The sequence below is a fragment of the Kitasatospora sp. NPDC094019 genome (assembly GCF_044764505.1).
Taxonomy (GTDB): domain Bacteria; phylum Actinomycetota; class Actinomycetes; order Streptomycetales; family Streptomycetaceae; genus Kitasatospora.
The window spans coordinates 125403-143581 of record NZ_JBIWIF010000017.1; the positions used below are offsets into that span (position 1 = coordinate 125403).

An 18179-nucleotide genomic window follows, 5' to 3' on the forward strand; every position below is an offset into this window, starting at 1 on the left:
CCCAGCCTACGGGGCAGGGGTGACAATCCGGTCCCGACGGCGGGGCAGCCAACCGGTCCCGCCCGCGGCGAGCGGGTTCGGCACGGTGCCGTGCCGGGCCGCGTGCGGGCGGTGCGGGCGGTCGCCGTAGCCGTCCAGCAGCAGCCGGTTGCGGTTCAGGCAGAGCCGGTCGATCCGGGGCCGGAACAGGTCGAACAGCGCGAACCGCTCGGCGAGTTGCGGGAACCGCGTCTGGTAGCGGTGGATCTCGGCCCGCAGCAGGGCCCAGAACTCCGCCTCGGCGAGGCCGGTCCCGGCCTCCAGCAGCGGCGCCAGATAGCGGTAGACGCCGATGAACAGCCCCGAGTGCAGGAACTGGCACAGGCCCTGCGGGTCCTCGCGAAGCAGCACCGCGTCCACCTCGGCGGGCAGGTCGCGCAGCTCCGGCAGGTCCTGGTCGCTGAGGTTGACGTCGTCGACGAAGTCCTTGACCGCCAGCCGGACCGGTACGTCGCGCTCGTCGAAGACCAGGACGGCGTTCTCGCCGTGCGGGGAGAACACCAGCCCGTACCGGTAGAGGAAGTGCAGCAGCGGCGGCAGCATCGCGGCGAACAGCCGACCGGTCCACTCCGCGGGGGCGAGGCCGGAACGGGCGACCAGCTCGGCGGCCAGCGGCCGTCCGTCGCGTCCGGTCTGGAGCAGGGCGGCCAGGGTGCGGCCGCGCTCGCCGGGTGCCAGGGCCGGGCCGAGCGGCTCCCGCCAGATCGCGCCGAGCAGTTCCTTGTACTGGTAGGGGGCCTCGGGCAGGTCGCGGTAGACGGGGTGGTCGACGGTGACGGAGGCGATCTCGCCGAGCAGCACCACCCGGCACTCCTCGCGCAGGAAGGGGTCGGCGTCGCGCAGCCCGTGGATCCAGGCGGTGACGGCGGGCGCGGCCAGGGTGCGTTCGGTGGGCAGGCCGCGCCAGACCAGGGTGTTGAGGACGGCCAGCGGCAGTTTGACCGTGCAGCGCTCGGGGCGGCTCTCGTTGAAGAACGAGCGGATCGACTGCTGGGGCAGCCGGAGGTCGCCGTCGGTGCCGAGCGGCACGATCTCGCCGGAGGCGATCCACGGGGCGAACAGCGGCACCACGGTCTCGTCCCACTGCCACGGGTGCACCGGCAGCAGCAGGTAGTCGTCGGCGTCGGCGCCGAGCGGGGCCCGCAGCGCGGCCGGGTCGTCGAGCTCCCGGCGGTACAGCAGCTCGGGGTCGGCGAGGCCGGCGACGCCCCGGTACTCGGCGAGCCGGCGGTGCACGGCGATCCAGGGCAGCGGGCGCGGGGTGCGGGCCTCGGGGGCCCAGCGCGCGGCATCGGCGGCGGAGAAGCCGATCCGGCCCTTGTTGGGGACGATCCAGGGGTGGCCGCCCTGTCGGCCCTCCAGCTCGGTGTGGCCGAGGTCGGCGAGTTCGGCGGCGCTGAGGCCGGTGGCCAGCAGGTGGGCGTCGGCGATCAGGGTCGCGGTGAGTTCGCGCAGGAGGTGGCCGGTGGTGTCGCCGCGCAGCCCGAGGGCGTGCCGGGCGTGGACCAGGAAGCGCAGCGGGTCGAGGCCCTCGGGGTCGTCGCAGCGGACGGAGCCGGGGTCGACCAGCCAGCCGCCGTAGGCGCCGCGCCGGGCGGCGAAGCGGTACTCGGCCCCGGGCAGGGTGAGCAGCCAGTCGTCCGGGGCCCCGGTCCCGGTCGGGGCGAGGAGTTCCTCGTAGGCGAACTCGCCGAGCATCTTGGCGAGCAGCGCGCGGCCGGCCCGCTGCCAATGGCCGGCGGTGAGCTGCGGCGGCAGGTACAGCGGCGGTTCAGCGGCCGGCGGTTGCGGCACGGGTCGGCTCCTGGGGTCGGGGGAGGCTGGAGGCGGGAACGGAGGAGGCGGCGGAGGTGGCGGCCGGGGCGGGCGGCGCGAAGCCGGTCCAGGCGGTGCGGCGCGGCAGCCGGTGGACGGTCCGCCCGGTCACCGCGTTGAGGATGACCGCGGCCCGGTGGGCGCCGAGGCCGAGGTCGGGGGTGCCCACGCCGTGGGTGTGCAGTTCGCCGTTCTGCACGTACAGCCCGCCGGTGAGTTCCGGGCGGGTGGCCACCCGGTGGTCGAGGTCGACCCGGTAGCGGCCGGACGGGTCGCGGTCGATCAGGTGGGCGAGCGGCTCCAGGGCGGCCGGGGCGACGGCCCGGTAGCCGGTGGCGAGCACCACGGCGTCGGTGCGCAGGACGTGCGCGGTGCCGGAGTCGCTGTGCCGGCAGTCGAGTTCGAGCCCGCCGCAGGGGCCGGGCCGGGCGGCGGTGACGGCGGTGCCGGGTGTGATCTCGACCGGTGCCGCGCCGACCGGGCGGCCGACGGTGCGTTCGTACAGCTGGTCGTGGATCTCGGCGAGGGTCTCGGCGGAGGCGGCCTTGTGCAGTTGCCACTGGGCCTCGACCAGGTGGTCGCGGACGGCCTCGGGCAGACCGTGGAAGTACCGGGTGTAGTCGGGGGTGAAGTGCTCCAGACCGAGTTTGGAGTACTCCATCGGCGCGAGCGCCCGGGTGCGGGTGAGCCAGCGCAGCCGCACGCCGTCGTCGTCGTGGCGGCGCAGCAGGTCGAGGAAGATCTCGGCGCCGGACTGCCCGCTGCCGACCACGGTGATGTCGCGGGCGCCGGCCAGGCCGTCGCGCCGGTCGAGGTAGTCGGCGGAGTGGAGGACCCCGGGGTGGCCGTCGAGCGCGGCGAAGGCCGCGGGGCGGACGGGCAGGGTGCCGACGCCGAGCACGACGTTGCGCGCCTCGACGGTGTGCTCCCGTCCGGTGGCGGGTTCGCGGAGGTCGGCGCGGTAGCGGTCGCCGGTCCAGTGCAGGGCGGCGACCTCGGTGCCGAAGCGGCAGTTGGCGAGCCGTTCGGCGGCCCAGCGGCAGTAGTGGTCGTACTCGCGGCGGGTGAGCTGGAAGCGCTCGGTGAAGTAGAACGGGAAGAGCCGGTCCTCCTCCCGCAGGTGGTTGAGGAAGGACCAGGGGCTGGTCGGGTCGACCAGGGACACCAGGTCGGCGAGGAACGGCACCTGCATCCGCGCGCCCTCGACGAGCATCCCGGGGTGCCAGCGGAACTCCGGGCGCCGGTCGCAGAAGAGGGTGCGCAGCCCGGGGACGGGCTCGGCGAGCGCGGCGAGCGAGAGGTTGAACGGGCCGATGCCGATGCCGAGCAGGTCGTACGGTCCGGGCGGGGTGGCTGGGGTGTCCATGAGGCGGGTGCTGTCCTAGGCGGGGTGCGGGGTGCGGTCGCGGACCATCAGGGCGGCCCGCTTGTCGGGCAGGTCGAGTTCGGCTGCGAGCCGGAAGCCGGCTCTCCGGAAGGCGCGGACGGAGCGCCGGTTGCGGACGTCCGGCTCGGCGACCACGCGTTCGCAGCGGGGGTGCTCCCGCAGCACGCGTTCGGTCAGGGCCGCGAGCAGGATGGTGCCGAGGCCCCGGCCGCGGCTGCCGGCGGGGCCGAGCAGCAGGTGCAGGCCGGCGTCGTGCGGCCGGGCGGGGTAGTGGGCGGCGAGCGGGTCGAGGTCGGCGCGGTAGACCTCCCAGTAGCTCATCGGGGTGTCGTCGAGCAGTCCGAGACAGGGCAAGCTGCGGCCGTCGCCGTCGAGCTGGGCGCGCAGGTGGCGTTCGGTGACGGCGGCCGGTCCGGCGAGTTCCCAGTACGCGGCCACCTCGGGGTCGTTCATCCAGCGGGTGAGCAGGCCGAGGTCGGCGGGGAGCCGGACCCGGCGGAGCCGGAACTCCCCGGCGTCGGTGGCCATGTCGCCCCATTCCGCCGGATCGTCCGCCGTGCCGGTGCCCCCGACGGACCCGGTGTACCTGGTGTGCCCGTCCACCGGGCCGCTCACGCGCCCGCCACCGGGTTGGGCAGCTCGATGTAGACGGACTGGGTGGCGACCGGCCCGACGAGCTCGTCCAGGCCCTGGATCCGGGTGAGCAGATTGGCCTTGCAGGGCAGGGTCGGGGCGTCGAGCAGCAGGCCGGGCAGCACGGAGCCGGTGGCGCGGGCGGCCGGGCCGGTCAGGAAGCGCCGGAGCGCGGCCAGCAGGACGGCCTCGTCGGCGAGCCGCTGCGAGCCGAGGGCTCCGACCAGGCCGAGGACGTGGTTGATGCCCAGGTAGTAGGCGAAGTGGTGGTCGATCACCGGGTCGTCGAGGAAGGTGTCGCTGCGCGTGCCGAGACCGGGCAGTCGGGCGGTGAGCCGGTCGGTGGCGCTGTGCCGGTAGTAGTAGCCCTGGTTGTCGCGGTAGCGGCCGCCGTTCGGCCAGCCGTCGGCGTCGAGCAGGACGAGGCTGTTCTGCTGGTGGGCCTCCAGCGCGATGCCGGCCTGCCCGTCCAGCCAGAGCACGGGCAGGACGACGGCGTCCAGGTAGCGCAGGAACCATTCGGCGGCCACGGTGGGCAGCGGCCGGCCGGTGCGGGTGGTGAGCGTCCGCAGCAGGTCGCCGAGCCGGGACCGGACGGGGCCGGTCTCATCGCCGGGACCGGACGGGAGGGGCCGTTCGGCGACGAGTCCGGCGACGCAGTAGGCGCGGTCGCCGGGGGCGAAGGGCTGGGCCCGCAGCACGGTGTCCAGGCCGCCGGGGTCGCCGAGGCCGGGGTGGTCGACGCCGATCCAGGCGGGGTCGCGGACGATGTCGAAGCCGGGGTGCGCGGCCCGCCACTCGGCGCCGAGGCCGCTCTCCAGCAGCCGGTGCATCTCCAGGCCCCGGTGGAGCTCCTTGCGGAGGTTCTCCCGGCGGGAGTTGGTGATCCGCAGGCCGAGCGAGAGTTTCAGCATCCAGGGGGTGCCGGGCCGGTAGACGGTGCGCACCGAGGAGGTCGGGTACCAGGCGGCGCCGGCCGGGCCGAGGTCGTGCAGCCGGCCCTCGGCGAGCAGGGCGGCGACGGCCGGGCGGTGCGCCAGTTCGCGGGCCTGCCAGGGGTGCAGCGGGAGGGCGGCGGTGCCGGGCGGCAGCAGGGCGGGGTCGCCGAGGAGCCGGGCGGTGATCCGGTCGGCGCCCTCGGTGAGGGCGGAGCCGGCGGCGAGCAGTTCGCGGTCGACGGCGTACCAGTGCAGTTGGAAGGAGCCGTGCAGTTCGGGCGAGTAGGCGGCGCTCTGGGCGGGGCCGAGGCCGTCGCGGCTCTTGGGGGTGGGGTGCATCGGGTGGCCGAGCAGCAGGGACTGCTCGGCGGCGAGGAACTCGGAGCGTTCGGGTCCGCCGGGTACCGGGGCGTTGGCGGAGCGGTGGTGGGCCAGGATGTCGGCGGTGCGGACCACCGAGTCGGCGACCCGGGCGGCGAGGTCGGCGATCTGTCCGGGGTCGGGCCGGTCGGCGGCCGCGGCGGCGAGCAGAGCGGCCACGGTGACGGCGTCCACCGGGGCGTCGTGGCCGTCCCCCGCCGGGCCGGCGCCGAGGGTGGCCCGGCCGAACCGGTGCCAGCCCGCCGGTGACCAGTGCCGGACGGGGGCGGAGAGGCGGGCGGCACCGCCGAGGACGGCGATCCGCAGGTGTCCGTCCGGGCCGGGCGCGGCGCCGGTCTCACGGGCCCAGCAGCGCAACAGGGCCTCCACGGCGGCCTGTTCGGCAGCGACGGCCGGGTCCGGGTGGAGCAGCCGGTCGGACGGGACCGGTGCGGCGGCGGTCGGTGCGGCGGCGGTCGGGTGGGTGGCGGCGGGGCCGGGGCGGCTGGCCGGGAGGTCGGGCGGGGCTCCGGTGAGGGCGGTGCTCAATGCTGCTCCTTGGTGCGCGTGGAGTGCCGACGCGCGTGGGGTGGAGGAATCCGGCGGGCGCTCGCACCGTCGCGTCAGGTAAGGGTTACCTATCCCTGACGGGTGATCACAAGGGCGCTTCACTCGTCCGGGTGAAGACCGGTGAAGGTTCACCATTCGGGAGGGAGTCGGGTCCTCCCTGCCAACGAGCCGGCGGCTCTCGCGTCACAGATCGGTGACCGCCACCGGGATCCGCAACCGGGGGCCGCCCGGGGTCGTCCTGGTGGCCAGTGGCAGACTCCAGGGCGGCGGCCAGCCGCCCACACCGAACCATCAGGGGGACAGCACTCATGCCAGCGATACACCGGTCAGCCGCGGCCGCGGTCCTCGCGGCGGGGACCCTGTTCGCCGTCACCGCCTGCGGCCCGGACGGGCCTTCGGGCGGGGGGACCGCCGCCCCGCCGCCCTCGGCGGGCACCTCGGTCTCCGCCTCCACCGCGGGCGGCGGCGTGATCGGCGGCATCACCCTGCCCACCGGCATTCCGACCAGCCTGCTGGACGGGCTGCCGAAGAGCTGGGACGACCTGACCCGGTGGAAGTTCGAGGACTGGGACAACTGGGCGTCCAAGCACGTCTTCAACAACCCGATCGTCAAAGACTTCTGGAACCCGGACAAGATGGGCGACTCCAAGCCGGCCGACCCGGCGCCGCCCACCGCCAAGCCCGCCGACGACGGCGGGGTCACCGACCCCGAGCCCGCGACGGTCAAGGCCGTTCCGGTGCCGCGTCCGTACACCAAGCAGCCGTCCGGGAAGGTCTTCTTCTCCGCCGAGGGCGGCCGCGGCAACTGCTCGGCCACCGTGGTCCAGGACCCGGTGCACCCGGGGAAGAGCAACCTGGTCTGGACGGCCGGCCACTGCGTGCACCCGGGCAAGGGCGGCAACTACTTCAAGGACCTGGTGTTCGTCCCCGCCTACAACAACTCGGGCGCGTCCAGCGGCGGCAAGAAGGCCCCGCTGGCCGAACTGGCGCCGCTCGGCACCTGGTGGGCCAAGGACGTGGTGACCTCGCCGCAGTGGCTGGTCGAGGGCGGCGGCACCGGTGACGCGGCGAACCAGTACGACTTCGCCATCATGCGGGTGGGCAACCAGAACGACAGCGGCAAGTCGCTGGAGGAGACGGTCGGCGGGGCCGTCCCGGTCTGGTTCGACGCCCCGCGCGACAAGGTCACCGCGACCGCCGTCGGCTACCCGCTGTACAAGCCGTTCGACGGCCAGGAGCTGTACAAGTGCGAGGGCGGGAAGCCGACCCGGCTCTCCTTCGACCCGAAGCGCCCGTCGATGCTCACCATCGGCTGCAACATGACCCAGGGCTCCAGCGGCGGCGGCTGGTTCGCGCCGATGCCGGACGGCAAACTCGCCCTGGTCTCCAACACCTCGATCGGCACCCAGGACCACACCTCGCTCAGCGGGCCGTACCTGGAGACGGTCGCCAAGCAGGCGCTGGACTGGATCTCCAAGAAGAAGTAGCAGCCCGGCCCCGGCACGACCACGGCCGGGAACGGTCGGCCGGACACACCGACGGCCCCGGTCCCCTCCCGTGCGGGAGGGGACCGGGGCCGTTCGCGCGGTCCGGATCAGCCCTGCGGCGTCAGCGCCACCGCGAAGGGCTCCAGCTCGGCGGCCAGCTCGGCCGGCACCTTGGCGTGCAGCAGGGTGCCCTCGCCGGTGTGCTCGGCGCCGAGCAGCTCGCCCTCGGCGTGCACCCGGGACACCAGCGCGCCCTGGGTGTACGGGACGAGCGCGTGCACCTCGACCGCCGGCCGGGGCAGCTCGTCGTCGATGAGCGCGAGCAGTTCCTCGATGCCGACGCCGGTGCGGGCCGACACCACGATGGCGTGCGGCTCGCGGCGCAGCAGCCGCTGCAGCACCAGCGGGTCGGCCGCGTCGGCCTTGTTGATCACCACGATCTCCGGCACGTTCTGCGCGTCGACCGAGACGACCACCTCGCGGACGGCGGCCAGCTGCGTCTCCGGCTCGGGGTGCGAGCCGTCGACCACGTGCAGGATGAGATCGGCGTCGGCGACCTCCTCCATGGTGGAGCGGAACGCCTCGACCAGGTGGTGCGGCAGGTGCCGGACGAAGCCGACGGTGTCGGCCAGGGTGTAGACCCGGCCGCTCGGGGTCTGCGCCCGGCGCACGGTGGGGTCGAGGGTGGCGAACAACGAGTTCTCCACCAGCACGCCCGCGCCGGTGAGCCGGTTGAGCAGCGAGGACTTGCCGGCGTTGGTGTAGCCGGCGATGGCCACGGACGGCACCTGGTGGCGCCTGCGCTCCTGGCGCTTGGTGTCGCGGCCCTTCTTCATGTCGGCGATCTCCTTGCGGAGCTTCGCCATCTTCTCCCGGATCCGGCGCCGGTCGGTCTCGATCTTGGTCTCACCGGGACCGCGGGTCGCCATGCCGCCGCCGGACGAGCCGGAGCCGCCACCACCCATCTGCCGGGAGAGCGACTGGCCCCAGCCACGCAGTCGCGGCAGCATGTACTGCATCTGCGCGAGCGAGACCTGCGCCTTGCCCTCGCGGGACTTGGCGTGCTGGGCGAAGATGTCCAGGATCAGGGCCGTCCGGTCGACGACCTTGACCTTGACCACGTCCTCCAGGTGGATCAGCTGGCCCGGGGTGAGCTCACCGTCGCAGACCACGGTGTCGGCGCCGCTGGCGGCGACGATGTCGCGCAGGTCCTTGGCCTTGCCGGACCCGATGTAGGTGGCCGCGTCGGGCTTGTCACGGCGCTGGATCAGACCGTCCAGCACCTCGGAGCCGGCCGTCTCGGCCAGCGCGGCGAGCTCGGCCATCGAGTTCTCCGCCTCCTCCAGGGTGCCGTCGGTCCAGACCCCGACGAGCACCACGCGCTCCAGGCGGAGCTGGCGGTACTCGACCTCGGTGACGTCCTCGAGCTCGGTGGAGAGACCGGCGACACGGCGGAGCGCGGCGCGCTCGCTGCGGTCGTACTGGTCGCCGTCGTAGTCGTGGCCGTGGTCCTCGTCGATGGCCGCGAGGTCCTCGTCCATGAGGGCTTCCGCCCGCAGACCGTCGATGCGGCTCGTGGCGTCGGTCTGGTCGCGGGTGTCGAACGTGGAGGTCATTCTTTCCTTCGGCTGCTGGAACGGGTGGCGTGCGCACGACCGTACGGACGGTCGTACCGGGAGTCTGCCCAGCCGCCGCCCCGACTACCACTCGGGCGAGGTGCGAGCTATCCCTCGGGGCCGCGGTTCGGACTGGGACTCCTCTGCCCCGAGAACGCCGCGGTCCGGCCGTGAATTCCCCATGATGGTCGCACGCCGGGCGCGGGCGGGTCATCCGCATTTCCCTCCGGCGCCGCCGGGTCGCGGGCCGGCCCGTCCGCCGCGGCGGACGGCACCGCCGGGGCCCGGCCGGGACCGCCGCCGGGCGGGGCGTGCGGCCGCTCCACGTCGTACACCCCGGAGACCCGCAGCATGGCCCGCAGCACCGCGGCCAGGGCGGCCGGGTCCGGCAGCTCGACGGTGTAGGTGTGCCGGACCCGCAGCTCCTGCGGCGGCTCGACCTCGGCCGAGACGATGCCGACACCCTCCCCGGAGATCGCGGCGGTGAGGTCGGCGAGCAGCCGGGGCCGGTTCAGCGCCTCGGCCCGCAGGGTCGCCCGGTAGCCGGCCGGCGGGGCGCCGCCGGGGCGCCAGTGGACCTCCAGCGCGCCGCGCCCGTCGTCCCGCATCCGCTCCCCCGCCGGACAGCCGGCCCGGTGCACGGCGACCGCGCCGCCGCGGATCGGGTAGCCGACGATCGGGTCCGGCGGCACCGGGGTGCAGCAGCGGGCCAGCCGGACGGGCGCGCCCGGGCGCCCGGCAGCGGTGACCGGGACGGCGGGCCGACCGGCCGCGACGGGGTGGGCGGGCGGCGCGGGCTGGCCCGCCGAGGGGCCGGTACGCACCACCGGACGGCGGGGCGGGTGGTCCGCCAGCCAGCGTTCGATGGCGATCCTGGCGGCGGGGGTGCGGGCGTGCGCGAGCCATTCGGGGGCGGGGCCGGAGTTCTCGGAGCCGTCGGGACCGTCGGGACCGTCGGGGCCCTCGGAGCCGTACGGGCCCCGCGGGCCGTCGGGCGTGTCCGAGCCGTCGGTGAGGATGGCCACCCGGTCGCCGTCCTGGAGCACGGTGGAGAGGGCCACCAGCCGCCCGTTCACCCGCGCCCCGATACATCGGTGCCCGGTCTCCTCGCCCAGCAGGTAGGCGGCGTCCACGCAGGTCGCCCCGGCCCGGAGCTGAAGCGTCTCCCCGAGTTCGGTGACCGCCGTGATCTCGCGGTCACCGGCGAGGTCGGCGGTGAGGGCGGACCAGAAGGCGTCCGGGTCCGGGGTCTCCTGCTGCCACTCCAGCAGCCGGGAGAGCCAGCCCGGCCGGGCCGGGTCGGTGCGGTCCAGCTCGTCCGGGGCCTGCTCGCCGCCGCGCGCGGACTGCCGGGGGTCGCCGAGCGCCACCACCCCGGTCTCGGCCACCTCGTGCATCCGGCGGGTGCGCACCAGCACCTCGACCACCTCGCCGCCGGCCAGCGCCACCGCGGTGTGCAGCGACTGGTAGAGGTTGAACTTGGGCGCGGCCACGAAGTCCTTGAACTCGCCCGGCAGCGGCGTCCAGCAGGTGTGCAGCTCACCGAGGACGGCGTAGCAGTCGGCGTTGTCCTCGACCACCACCAGCAGCCGCCCGAAGTCGGCCGGCTGCGGCTCCTGCGGTCGGCCGTCCCGCCCCGGGGCGGCGTCCCGCTTGAGCAGCACCCGGTGCAGCGAGACGCAGTGCCGGGGCCGGACGGTCACCTCGGCGGCGATCCCGGCCTCGGCGAGCTGGCGGCCCAGGGCGCCCGCGAACGGCGCCAGCAGGGTGTCCGGGCCGTCCTCGTGCCGGGCGAGCAGGGCCCGGGTGCGGGTGTGTTCCTCCGGGTGCAGGGTGGCGAAGACGATGTCCTCCAGCTCCGCCTTCAGCACCTGGATGCCGAGCCGCTCGGCGAGCGGGATCAGGACGTCCCTGGTGACCTTGGCGATCCGCACCTGACTGGCCGGCTTCATGTGCCGGATGGTCCGCATGTTGTGCAGCCGGTCGGCGAGCTTGATCACCATCACCCGGACGTCGTCCCCGGTGGCGACCAGCATCTTGCGGAAGGTCTCCGCCTCCGCCGCCGCCCCGAAGTCGACCTTCTCCAGTTTGGTCACCCCGTCGACCAGGTAGGCGACTTCGGGCCCGAAGCCCTCGGCCACCTGATCCAGCGTCAACTCGGTGTCCTCCACGGTGTCGTGGAGCAGCGAGGCGACCAAGGTGGTGGTCCCGGCGCCGAGTTGGGCCAGGATCATGGTGACGGCCAGCGGGTGGGTGATGTAGGGCTCGCCGCTCTTCCGCTTCTGGCCCCGATGGCTCTCCTCGGCGAGCCGGTAGGCACGGCCGAGGAGGCCGAGGTCGGCCTGCGGATGGTGGCGCCGGTGGGCCTGCACCAGCGGTTCGAGGGCGTCGGGCACGGGCGGGCGGCCGGTGGCCAGCAGCGCGGCGCGCCCGGCGCGTCCGAGCGCGGCCCGGCCCAGTCCGCCGAGCGGCCGTCTGGGCCCGGCTTGCCGTGCGGACGTCGGCTGCCCCGCCAGGGGCTGCCCGGCTTCGATGGTCATCGGCACCTCCGGCAGCGGTACCGGGGGCGTGGGCCGACCCGGTGGTCCATGCTACCGAGCAGAGCACGTTCCGCGAGGCCCCGCTTCCCGTCCGTCATCCCTGTCACCCGAACGGGCGGATTCGATCCCGTACGAATTGGGCAAACGCGATCGCGGACGGCCGCGCGGCCCGGAGAACGCTCCCCCGGGCCGCGCCCACGGTCCCCGAGGGTCGGTCAGACGCCGCCGAGCAGCGCCGTCCAGGACGGGTCCAGCTCGCCACCGGCCACGATGACCGCCGGGCCGGTCTTCTCCACCCGGCCGTCCGGGTGCACGGTGATCGTCAGCCGGCCGCCCAGCACGTCGACCGCGTAGGTCACGGCCTCGCCGGTGACCGCCGGGTCCAGGCCGTCCCGCCGGGCGGCGGCCACCGCGACGGCGCAGGCGCCGGTGCCGCAGGAACGGGTCTCGCCCGAGCCGCGCTCGTGCACCCGCATCGCGACGTGCCGGGGACCCCGGTCCACCACGAACTCGACGTTGACGCCCTCCGGGTAGGCACCCTCGGGGCTGGTGGCGGGCGCCGTCCGCAGCTCGCCGGCGTGGTCCAGGCTCTCGACGAAGGCGACCGCGTGCGGATTGCCCATGTTGACGTTCAGGGCCGGCCAGCTGCGCCCGCCGACCGCCACCGCGATGCCGTCCGGTCCGGGCAGCACGGCGTGGCCCATGTCCACGGTGATCTCCCCGGGCGTGCCGTCCGGGGCGTCCGCCGCGACCCGCACGGTCCGCAGTCCGGCCCGGGTGGCGACCGGCAGCTCGCCCGGCTCGGCCAGCCCGGCGTCGACCAGGTAGCGGGCGAAGACCCGGACGCCGTTGCCGCACATCTCGCCGATCGAACCGTCGGCGTTGCGGTAGTCCATGAACCATTCGGCGCGGTCGGCCTGGGCGGCGGCGGCCGGCTCGGCGGCGGAGCGCACCACGCGCAGCAGCCCGTCCCCGCCGATGCCGGCGCGGCGGTCGCACAGCGCGGCGACGGCCTCGGGGCCGATGGCCAGTCGGCCGTCCGGGTCGGGGACGATGACGAAGTCGTTCTGGGTGCCGTGCCCCTTGAGGAAGGGGAGGCCGACGGGCTGCGCGGAGGATGCGGTCACCCTGCCGATGGTACCGAGGCGCGGCGGACGGCCGCCGTCCGGTTCCACCCGGCGGACCGCGTGCCGACTACCGGCCGGAGAGCCGGACGACCCGCCACAGGGCCAGCGCGCAGGCGGCCAGCACGATCAGCGTGTAGATCACGATCGCCCGCCAGCCGGCGCGTTCGCCGGTGCCGCGACGCGGCAGTCCGGGCCACTTGTAACCGGCGTGCCGGGCGGCCATCGCTCCCCAGCCGAGCGAGGCGGCGGTCAGCAGCAGACCGAGCATCCCGATCATCGCCGAGCCGGCCCCGGCCGAGCCGAAGGCCAGCGGGAAGGCGAACATCAGCGACCCGGCGGTGGCCAGCAGGGCTATCGGCAGCGTCTGCCACCAGCGGAGCCGACGGCGCGGCCGGATCTCCCGCTCGTGCACCGCGCCGGCGGGGGCACTCGTGTCGAGCGCCGGCAGCGCGAGGGCGTACGAGGTGGGCATGTCCAGTCCGGCCAGCACCGGCAGGTCCGGCAGCGTCGAGGAGTCGAGGTCGGCGGTCCGCGCCGCGGCCCTGCCGCCGGTGGCCCCGCCGTTCACGGAACGTCCGGCGTTCTGGCCGATCTCGGGGCCGGTACCCGTGGACACGCGGCCTCCCCTGACAGTTCGACACGAGTGCGACTCGCGGCCTGGCCCGGTCGGCCCGCCCGGGCCGACCCTTATGACATCGATGATGGCATGTCCAGGGTGGCGTTCCGGGCCTGACCGGGGTCGTCGGGTGATCCGTGGCCATCACGTGATCCGGCCGTGACCGCCGGGCTGTCCTGCACGGCCTTCTGCTTGCGCAACTGCACCGCCGGATGGCCGGAAAGCGCCTATCGGGCGGCCGTTTCCTGACGGTCGATCAGCCCCAGCGAGCGGTCGAGCAGCTCGGCCGGGTCGGTGCCGGCCGGCCGGGAGAGCCAGTGGATCCGGTCGTCCCGGCGGAACCAGGACTCCTGTCGGCGGGCGAACCGCTTGGTCGCCCGGACGGTCTCGGCCCGTGCCTCGTCCTCGGTGCAGCTCCCGGCGAAGTGGTCCAGCACCTGCTGGTAGCCGAGCGCCCGGGAGGCCGTCCGCCCCTCGCGCAGCCCGAGCCCCTCCAGCGCCCGCACCTCGTCCAGCAGCCCGTCCCGCCACATCCGGTCCACCCGCAGGGTGATCCGCTCGTCCAGTTCGGGACGCGGCACCGCGACGCCGATCTGCACCGCGTCGTACACGGCGGTGTTGCTCGGCAGGTTCGCGGTGAACGGCTGCCCGGTGATCTCGATGACCTCCAGCGCCCGGACGATCCGGCGGCCGTTGCCGGTGAGGATCGCCTCCGCCGCCGCCGGGTCCAGCGCGGCCAGCCGGCCGTGCAGCGCGTACGGGCCGAGCCGCTCCAGCTCCGCCTCCAGCCGGGCCCGGACCTCCGGGTCTGTGCCCGGGAACTCCATCTCGTCGATCGCCGCCCGCACGTACAGGCCGGAGCCGCCCACCAGGACGGGGGTGCGGCCGGCCGCGAGCAGCCGGTCGATCACCGCCCGGGCCAGCCGCTGGTACTCGGCGACGCTGGCGGCCTCGGTGACGTCCCAGATGTCCATCAGATGGTGCGGGATCCCGCCGCGCTCCGTCGTGGTGAGCTTGGCGGTGCCGATGTCCATGCCCCGGTACAGCTGCATGGAGTCGGTGTTGATCACTTCGCCGTCGAGGGCGCGGGCCAGGGCCACGGCCAGGTCGGACTTGCCGGCGGCGGTGGCGCCGACGACCGAGACGACGCGGGGGCGGCCGGGCGGGACAGTAGTGGAGCTGCTCACCGGACAAGTCTGCCAAACAACGCCGGCCGGCCGCCCCGGCCACCCGTTCCGGACCGTTTTCATCCTTCTCGTCCCGTTGCGAACGGTTCGGGCGTGACGGACGTTGTGAGAGGGACAGCGACAGAAGGGTGCGGTGCCATGGGTCTGATGGACAACCTCAAGGGCAAGGCCGAGGAGCTCAAGGAGAAGGCCAGCGAGTTCGCCGGCAAGCACAGCGACCAGATCGGGAGCGCGGTCGACAAGGCGGGCGGCGCGATCGACAAGGCCACCAAGGGCAAGTACAGCGACAAGATCGAGAACGGCACCAGCAAGGCCAGGACCGCCGTGGACGACTTCGCCCACAAGCCCGAGGGCACCGAGGGCGGCGGGACGCCCGGCCCGGCGCAGAGCGGCCCGACCGGCGGGACGCCCGGCCCGACCGGCTGAGGCACGCGACCGGCCGGGGGAGGGCCCCGGACCGGACCGGGCCCCGGGCTCAGCTCCAGGAGGCGACCAGGTACCCGACCCCGTACGGCGCGTCCTGGTAGCCCAGCCGCGCGGTGAGGCCGGCGCCCTCGGCGGCGCCGGCCAGCACCTGCCAGGGCGCCCGGCCCTCGGCCTTCAGCTCGGCCGCCAGAACCGGGTCCAGGGCCGCCAGCGCGGCCGTGTCCGCCGTGCCCAGCGCCCGGGCGAGCGCCCCGTCGTAGCCCTCGGCCCGCTCGTCCAGGTAGCCGGGCGCCTTCAGCGAGCGGCAGGCGCTGCCGTCGCCCATCACCAGCAGCCCGACCCGGTCGGCCAGCCCGGCCAGGCCCTGGCCCAGTCCGAGCATCCGGTCGGCGGGCGCGTCGGCGGGCACCGCGCAGGCGTGCGTCGGCACGCTCGCCCCGGCCCGGCCGAGCAGCCAGGCGCCGACGGTCAGCGCGGGCGACAGCTCGGGGCCCTCGGCCCGGCCGCCCGGCAGCGCGGCGACCAGCGGCACGCCGTACCGGTGGAACGACCCGGCCCCGCCCTCGGTCCAGACCTCGGCCTCCGGTCCGGTGCCGACGACCACCAGCAGGTCCGGCCCGGCCGCGAGCACCGCCCCGAGCGCCTCGTCGCAGGCCGCGCGCAGCGGCTCCAGCTCGGCCGCGGCCCCGGCGGCGACCTCGGGGACCAGCAGCGGCGGACAGGGGCACACGGCGGCGGCAACCAGCATGTGGATCACTCTAGCCAAGAACGCCGAACGGCCCGGGGGACCGTGCTGGTCCCCCGGGCCGTTCGGGGGCCGACGGCCCCGCGGTCGGGTCAGTCCCCGCAGCAGGCGCCCCCGGCCGGGGCGGCGAGCGGCAGCGCCTTCGGGGCGCCGATGGACGGCAGCCCCAGCATCACACCGGCCGGCTTGGCCGCGGCCACGCCCTTGCGCTTCTCCCAGGCGTCACCGGCCCGGGTGCGCCGCACCGCGAGCGTCGGCCCCTCGGCCAGCAGGTGGTGCGGGGCGGCGTAGGTGATCTCCACCGTGACCGTGTCGCCCGGGCGGACCGGCTCGGCGGGCCGGGTGAAGTGCACCAGCCGGTTGTCCGGGGCGCGCCCGGAGAGCCGGTCGGTCCGGTCGTCCTTCTTGCCCTCGCCCTCGGCGACCAGGACCTCCAGGGTGCGGCCGACCTGCTTCTTGTTCTCGTCCCAGGAGATCTCCTCCTGGAGCGCGATCAGCCGCTCGTAGCGGGCCTGGACGACCGCCTTCGGGACCTGCTCGTCCATCTCGGCGGCCGGGGTGCCCGGGCGCTTGGAGTACTGGAAGGTGAAGGCGTTGGTGAAGCGGGCCTCGCGGACGACCTTCATGGTCTCCTCGAAGTCCTCCTCGGTCTCGCCGGGGAAGCCCACGATGATGTCGGTGGAGATGGCGGCGTCCGGCATCGCCTCCCGCACCTTGCGGATGATGCCCAGGAAGCGGTCCTGCCGGTAGGAGCGGCGCATCGCCTTGAGGACCCGGTCCGAGCCCGACTGCAGCGGCATGTGCAGCTGGTGCATCACGTTCGGGGTCTCGGCCATCGCGGCGATCACGTCGTCCGTGAAGTCGCGCGGGTGCGGCGAGGTGAAGCGGATCCGCTCCAGGCCCTCGATCTGCCCGGCGGCGCGCAGCAGCTTGGAGAACGCCTCGCGGTCGCCCAGGTCGGAGCCGTAGGCGTTGACGTTCTGGCCGAGCAGGGTCACCTCGATGACGCCCTCGCCGACCAGCGCCTCGATCTCGGCGAGCACGTCGCCGGGCCGGCGGTCCTCCTCCTTGCCGCGCAGCGCGGGGACGATGCAGAAGGTGCAGGTGTTGTTGCAGCCGACCGAGATCGCGACCCAGGCGGCGTACGCGGACTCCCGGCGGGTGGGCAGGGTCGAGGGGAAGGTCTCCAGCGACTCCAGGATCTCGACCTGGGCCTTGCGCTCGACCGCGGCCCGCTCCAGCAGGGCCGGCAGGTGGCCGATGTTGTGGGTGCCGAACACCACGTCGACCCAGGGGGCCTTGGCGACGATGGTGTCGCGGTCCTTCTGGGCCAGGCAGCCGCCGACGGCGATCTGCATGCCCTTGTGGCGGGTCTTGACCGGGGCCAGCTGTCCGAGGTTGCCGTACAGCTTGTTGTCCGCGTTCTCCCGCACCGCGCAGGTGTTGAAGACCACCAGGTCGGGATCACCCTCCTGGCCCGCCTTGACGTACCCGGCGTCCTCCAGCAACCCGGAGAGCCGCTCCGAGTCGTGGACGTTCATCTGGCAGCCGTACGTGACGACCTTGTAGCTCTTCGATCCGCTGTCACCGCTCACCCGACCAGGGTACGGGCAGCTCCCCCGGACCTTCCGCCGTCCCGCCCCCTCCCGTTCGCCGCGGACGCCTGGCACTATCCCTTCCATGGCCTCCACCAGCTCCTCCCGGTTCCGCACCGCGGCCCGCCGACCGCTGTGGCGGATCGTGGCGGCGCTCGTCCTGGTGCTGGCCGGCCTGGGCGGCTGGTGGCTCTCGGAGAGCGGCTCCCCCGGCTACCCGCGCGGCGAGACCCGGCTGGCCACCGGCGTCCAGCGCGGGGTGTACGACCGGTACGGGCAGCTGCTGGACGCCCAGCTGGCCAGGGCGATGCCCGGGGTCCGCCTGGAGCTCGACAACTCCGAGGGCTCGGTCGACAACCTCCGCCGGGTCACCTCCGGCCGGGACGACTTCGCGATAGCCACCGCGGACGCCGTGGCCCAGTACACCGGCCCCGGCCGGGAGAAGCTGCGCGCTCTCGCCCGGCTCTACGACGACTACCTCCAGTTGATCGTGCCGGCCGACTCCCCGGTGCACCGGGCCGCCGACCTCAAGGGCCTGCGGGTCGGCGTCGGCCAGTCGCTCTCGGGCGTCAACCTCGTCACCCGGCGACTGCTGGCCGCGGCCGGACTGGACCCGGACCACGACATCAGGCCCGCCCCGCTGGGCATCGGCGACGCCGCCGACGGGCTGCGGCGCGGCGAGGTGGACGCCTTCTTCTGGTCCGGCGGCCTGCCGACCAGCGCGCTCACCGACCTGTCCGAGCACGTCCGGATCCGGATCGTGCCACTGGGCGACCTCGCCGAGGCGGTCCACAAGGTCGAGGGCGGCGGCACCGACGCCTACCGGGCGGCCACGATGCCCAAGGGCACCTACCCCAATGCCGAACCCGAGGACGCGGTCGCCACCGTCGCCGTGCCCAACCTGCTGATCACCCGCGCCGACGTGGACGACGACCTGGTCCAGGGCCTCACCAGGGCCGTGATCGACAGCCGCGACCAGATCGGCGCCCAGGTCCACGCCGCCCAGCTGGTCGACCTCCGCACCGCCGTCTACACCGACCCGCTCCCCCTCCACGAGGGCGCCGCCCGCTACTACCGCTCGGTCAAGCCCTGACCCTC

14 protein-coding genes are annotated in these 18179 nt (G+C 74.6%); 3 read left to right on the forward strand and 11 right to left on the reverse strand.

Annotation, left to right across the window (positions count from 1 at the left end):
• Positions 1–6: 6 nt before the first annotated feature.
• From ACIQ9P_RS30755 to ACIQ9P_RS30770, 4 genes are read right to left on the reverse strand one after another with little or no spacing between them, the layout of a single operon-like run.
• Complete coding sequence (locus tag ACIQ9P_RS30755) at positions 7–1833, reverse strand: IucA/IucC family protein (RefSeq protein ID WP_402363324.1); 1827 nt, start codon at positions 1831–1833, stop codon at positions 7–9.
• On the reverse strand, positions 1811–3220 hold the full coding sequence (locus ACIQ9P_RS30760) for a lysine N(6)-hydroxylase/L-ornithine N(5)-oxygenase family protein (RefSeq protein ID WP_402363327.1): 1410 nt from the start codon (positions 3218–3220) through the stop codon (positions 1811–1813). Before ACIQ9P_RS30760 ends, ACIQ9P_RS30755 begins: the two co-directional genes overlap by 23 nt.
• A 15-nt stretch (positions 3221–3235) precedes the next feature.
• The gene (locus tag ACIQ9P_RS30765) at positions 3236–3961 is read right to left on the reverse strand and encodes a GNAT family N-acetyltransferase (RefSeq protein WP_402363454.1); all 726 of its coding nucleotides are present in this window, start codon (positions 3959–3961) and stop codon (positions 3236–3238) included.
• Positions 3853–5721 carry an IucA/IucC family protein gene (locus tag ACIQ9P_RS30770; RefSeq protein ID WP_402363330.1) on the reverse strand — a complete coding sequence of 623 codons (1869 nt, stop codon included), beginning with the start codon at positions 5719–5721 and terminating at the stop codon, positions 3853–3855. The genes ACIQ9P_RS30765 and ACIQ9P_RS30770 overlap by 109 nt, the downstream gene beginning before the upstream one ends.
• A 329-nt stretch (positions 5722–6050) precedes the next feature.
• Between ACIQ9P_RS30770 and ACIQ9P_RS30775 the strand changes: the two genes are divergently transcribed.
• On the forward strand, positions 6051–7229 hold the full coding sequence (locus ACIQ9P_RS30775) for a trypsin-like serine peptidase (protein ID WP_402363333.1): 1179 nt from the start codon (positions 6051–6053) through the stop codon (positions 7227–7229).
• A 107-nt stretch (positions 7230–7336) separates the two neighbouring features.
• On the opposite strand, the gene hflX is transcribed toward ACIQ9P_RS30775, so the two are convergent.
• From hflX to miaA, 5 genes are all read right to left on the reverse strand, one after another.
• The gene (hflX, locus tag ACIQ9P_RS30780) at positions 7337–8845 is read right to left on the reverse strand and encodes a GTPase HflX (protein WP_402363336.1); all 1509 of its coding nucleotides are present in this window, start codon (positions 8843–8845) and stop codon (positions 7337–7339) included.
• 107 nt (positions 8846–8952) lie between these two features.
• Positions 8953–11385 carry a RelA/SpoT family protein gene (locus tag ACIQ9P_RS30785; protein ID WP_402363339.1) on the reverse strand — a complete coding sequence of 811 codons (2433 nt, stop codon included), beginning with the start codon at positions 11383–11385 and terminating at the stop codon, positions 8953–8955.
• A gap of 215 nt (positions 11386–11600) precedes the next feature.
• Entirely contained in the window at positions 11601–12512 is a 912-nt protein-coding gene (gene dapF / locus ACIQ9P_RS30790; RefSeq protein ID WP_402363342.1) for a diaminopimelate epimerase, read from the reverse strand.
• A 67-nt stretch (positions 12513–12579) separates the two neighbouring features.
• Complete coding sequence (locus ACIQ9P_RS30795; RefSeq protein WP_402363345.1) at positions 12580–13128, reverse strand: hypothetical protein; 549 nt, start codon at positions 13126–13128, stop codon at positions 12580–12582.
• 227 nt (positions 13129–13355) lie between these two features.
• Positions 13356–14315, reverse strand: a complete 960-nt coding sequence (gene miaA, locus ACIQ9P_RS30800; RefSeq protein WP_402363348.1) for a tRNA (adenosine(37)-N6)-dimethylallyltransferase MiaA — start codon at positions 14313–14315, stop codon at positions 13356–13358.
• A 138-nt stretch (positions 14316–14453) separates the two neighbouring features.
• Here miaA and ACIQ9P_RS30805 point away from each other — a divergent pair, with 138 nt between their 5' ends.
• On the forward strand, positions 14454–14741 hold the full coding sequence (locus ACIQ9P_RS30805; RefSeq protein WP_402363351.1) for an antitoxin: 288 nt from the start codon (positions 14454–14456) through the stop codon (positions 14739–14741).
• Between the two features lie 49 nt (positions 14742–14790).
• Here the strand turns inward: ACIQ9P_RS30805 and ACIQ9P_RS30810 are convergent, their stop codons facing one another.
• Both ACIQ9P_RS30810 and miaB read right to left on the reverse strand, forming a co-directional pair.
• Positions 14791–15489 carry a class III extradiol dioxygenase subunit B-like domain-containing protein gene (locus tag ACIQ9P_RS30810; protein ID WP_402363354.1) on the reverse strand — a complete coding sequence of 233 codons (699 nt, stop codon included), beginning with the start codon at positions 15487–15489 and terminating at the stop codon, positions 14791–14793.
• An 89-nt stretch (positions 15490–15578) separates the two neighbouring features.
• Entirely contained in the window at positions 15579–17081 is a 1503-nt protein-coding gene (gene miaB, locus ACIQ9P_RS30815; protein WP_402363357.1) for a tRNA (N6-isopentenyl adenosine(37)-C2)-methylthiotransferase MiaB, read from the reverse strand.
• A gap of 85 nt (positions 17082–17166) precedes the next feature.
• Here miaB and ACIQ9P_RS30820 point away from each other — a divergent pair, with 85 nt between their 5' ends.
• Entirely contained in the window at positions 17167–18174 is a 1008-nt protein-coding gene (locus ACIQ9P_RS30820) for a TAXI family TRAP transporter solute-binding subunit (protein ID WP_402363360.1), read from the forward strand.
• Positions 18175–18179 lie beyond the last annotated feature (5 nt).

Excerpts from the sequence above, each read along its gene's own strand:
- ACIQ9P_RS30760 (WP_402363327.1), bottom strand. The coding sequence starts at position 3,220 with ATGGACACCCCAGCCACCCCGCCCGGACCGTACGACCTGCTCGGCATC.
- ACIQ9P_RS30775 (WP_402363333.1), top strand. The coding sequence starts at position 6,051 with ATGCCAGCGATACACCGGTCAGCCGCGGCCGCGGTCCTCGCGGCGGGG.
- hflX (WP_402363336.1), bottom strand. The coding sequence starts at position 8,845 with ATGACCTCCACGTTCGACACCCGCGACCAGACCGACGCCACGAGCCGC.
- ACIQ9P_RS30785 (WP_402363339.1), bottom strand. The coding sequence starts at position 11,385 with ATGACCATCGAAGCCGGGCAGCCCCTGGCGGGGCAGCCGACGTCCGCA.
- ACIQ9P_RS30805 (WP_402363351.1), top strand. The coding sequence starts at position 14,454 with ATGGGTCTGATGGACAACCTCAAGGGCAAGGCCGAGGAGCTCAAGGAG.
- ACIQ9P_RS30810 (WP_402363354.1), bottom strand. The coding sequence starts at position 15,489 with ATGCTGGTTGCCGCCGCCGTGTGCCCCTGTCCGCCGCTGCTGGTCCCC.
- ACIQ9P_RS30820 (WP_402363360.1), top strand. The coding sequence starts at position 17,167 with ATGGCCTCCACCAGCTCCTCCCGGTTCCGCACCGCGGCCCGCCGACCG.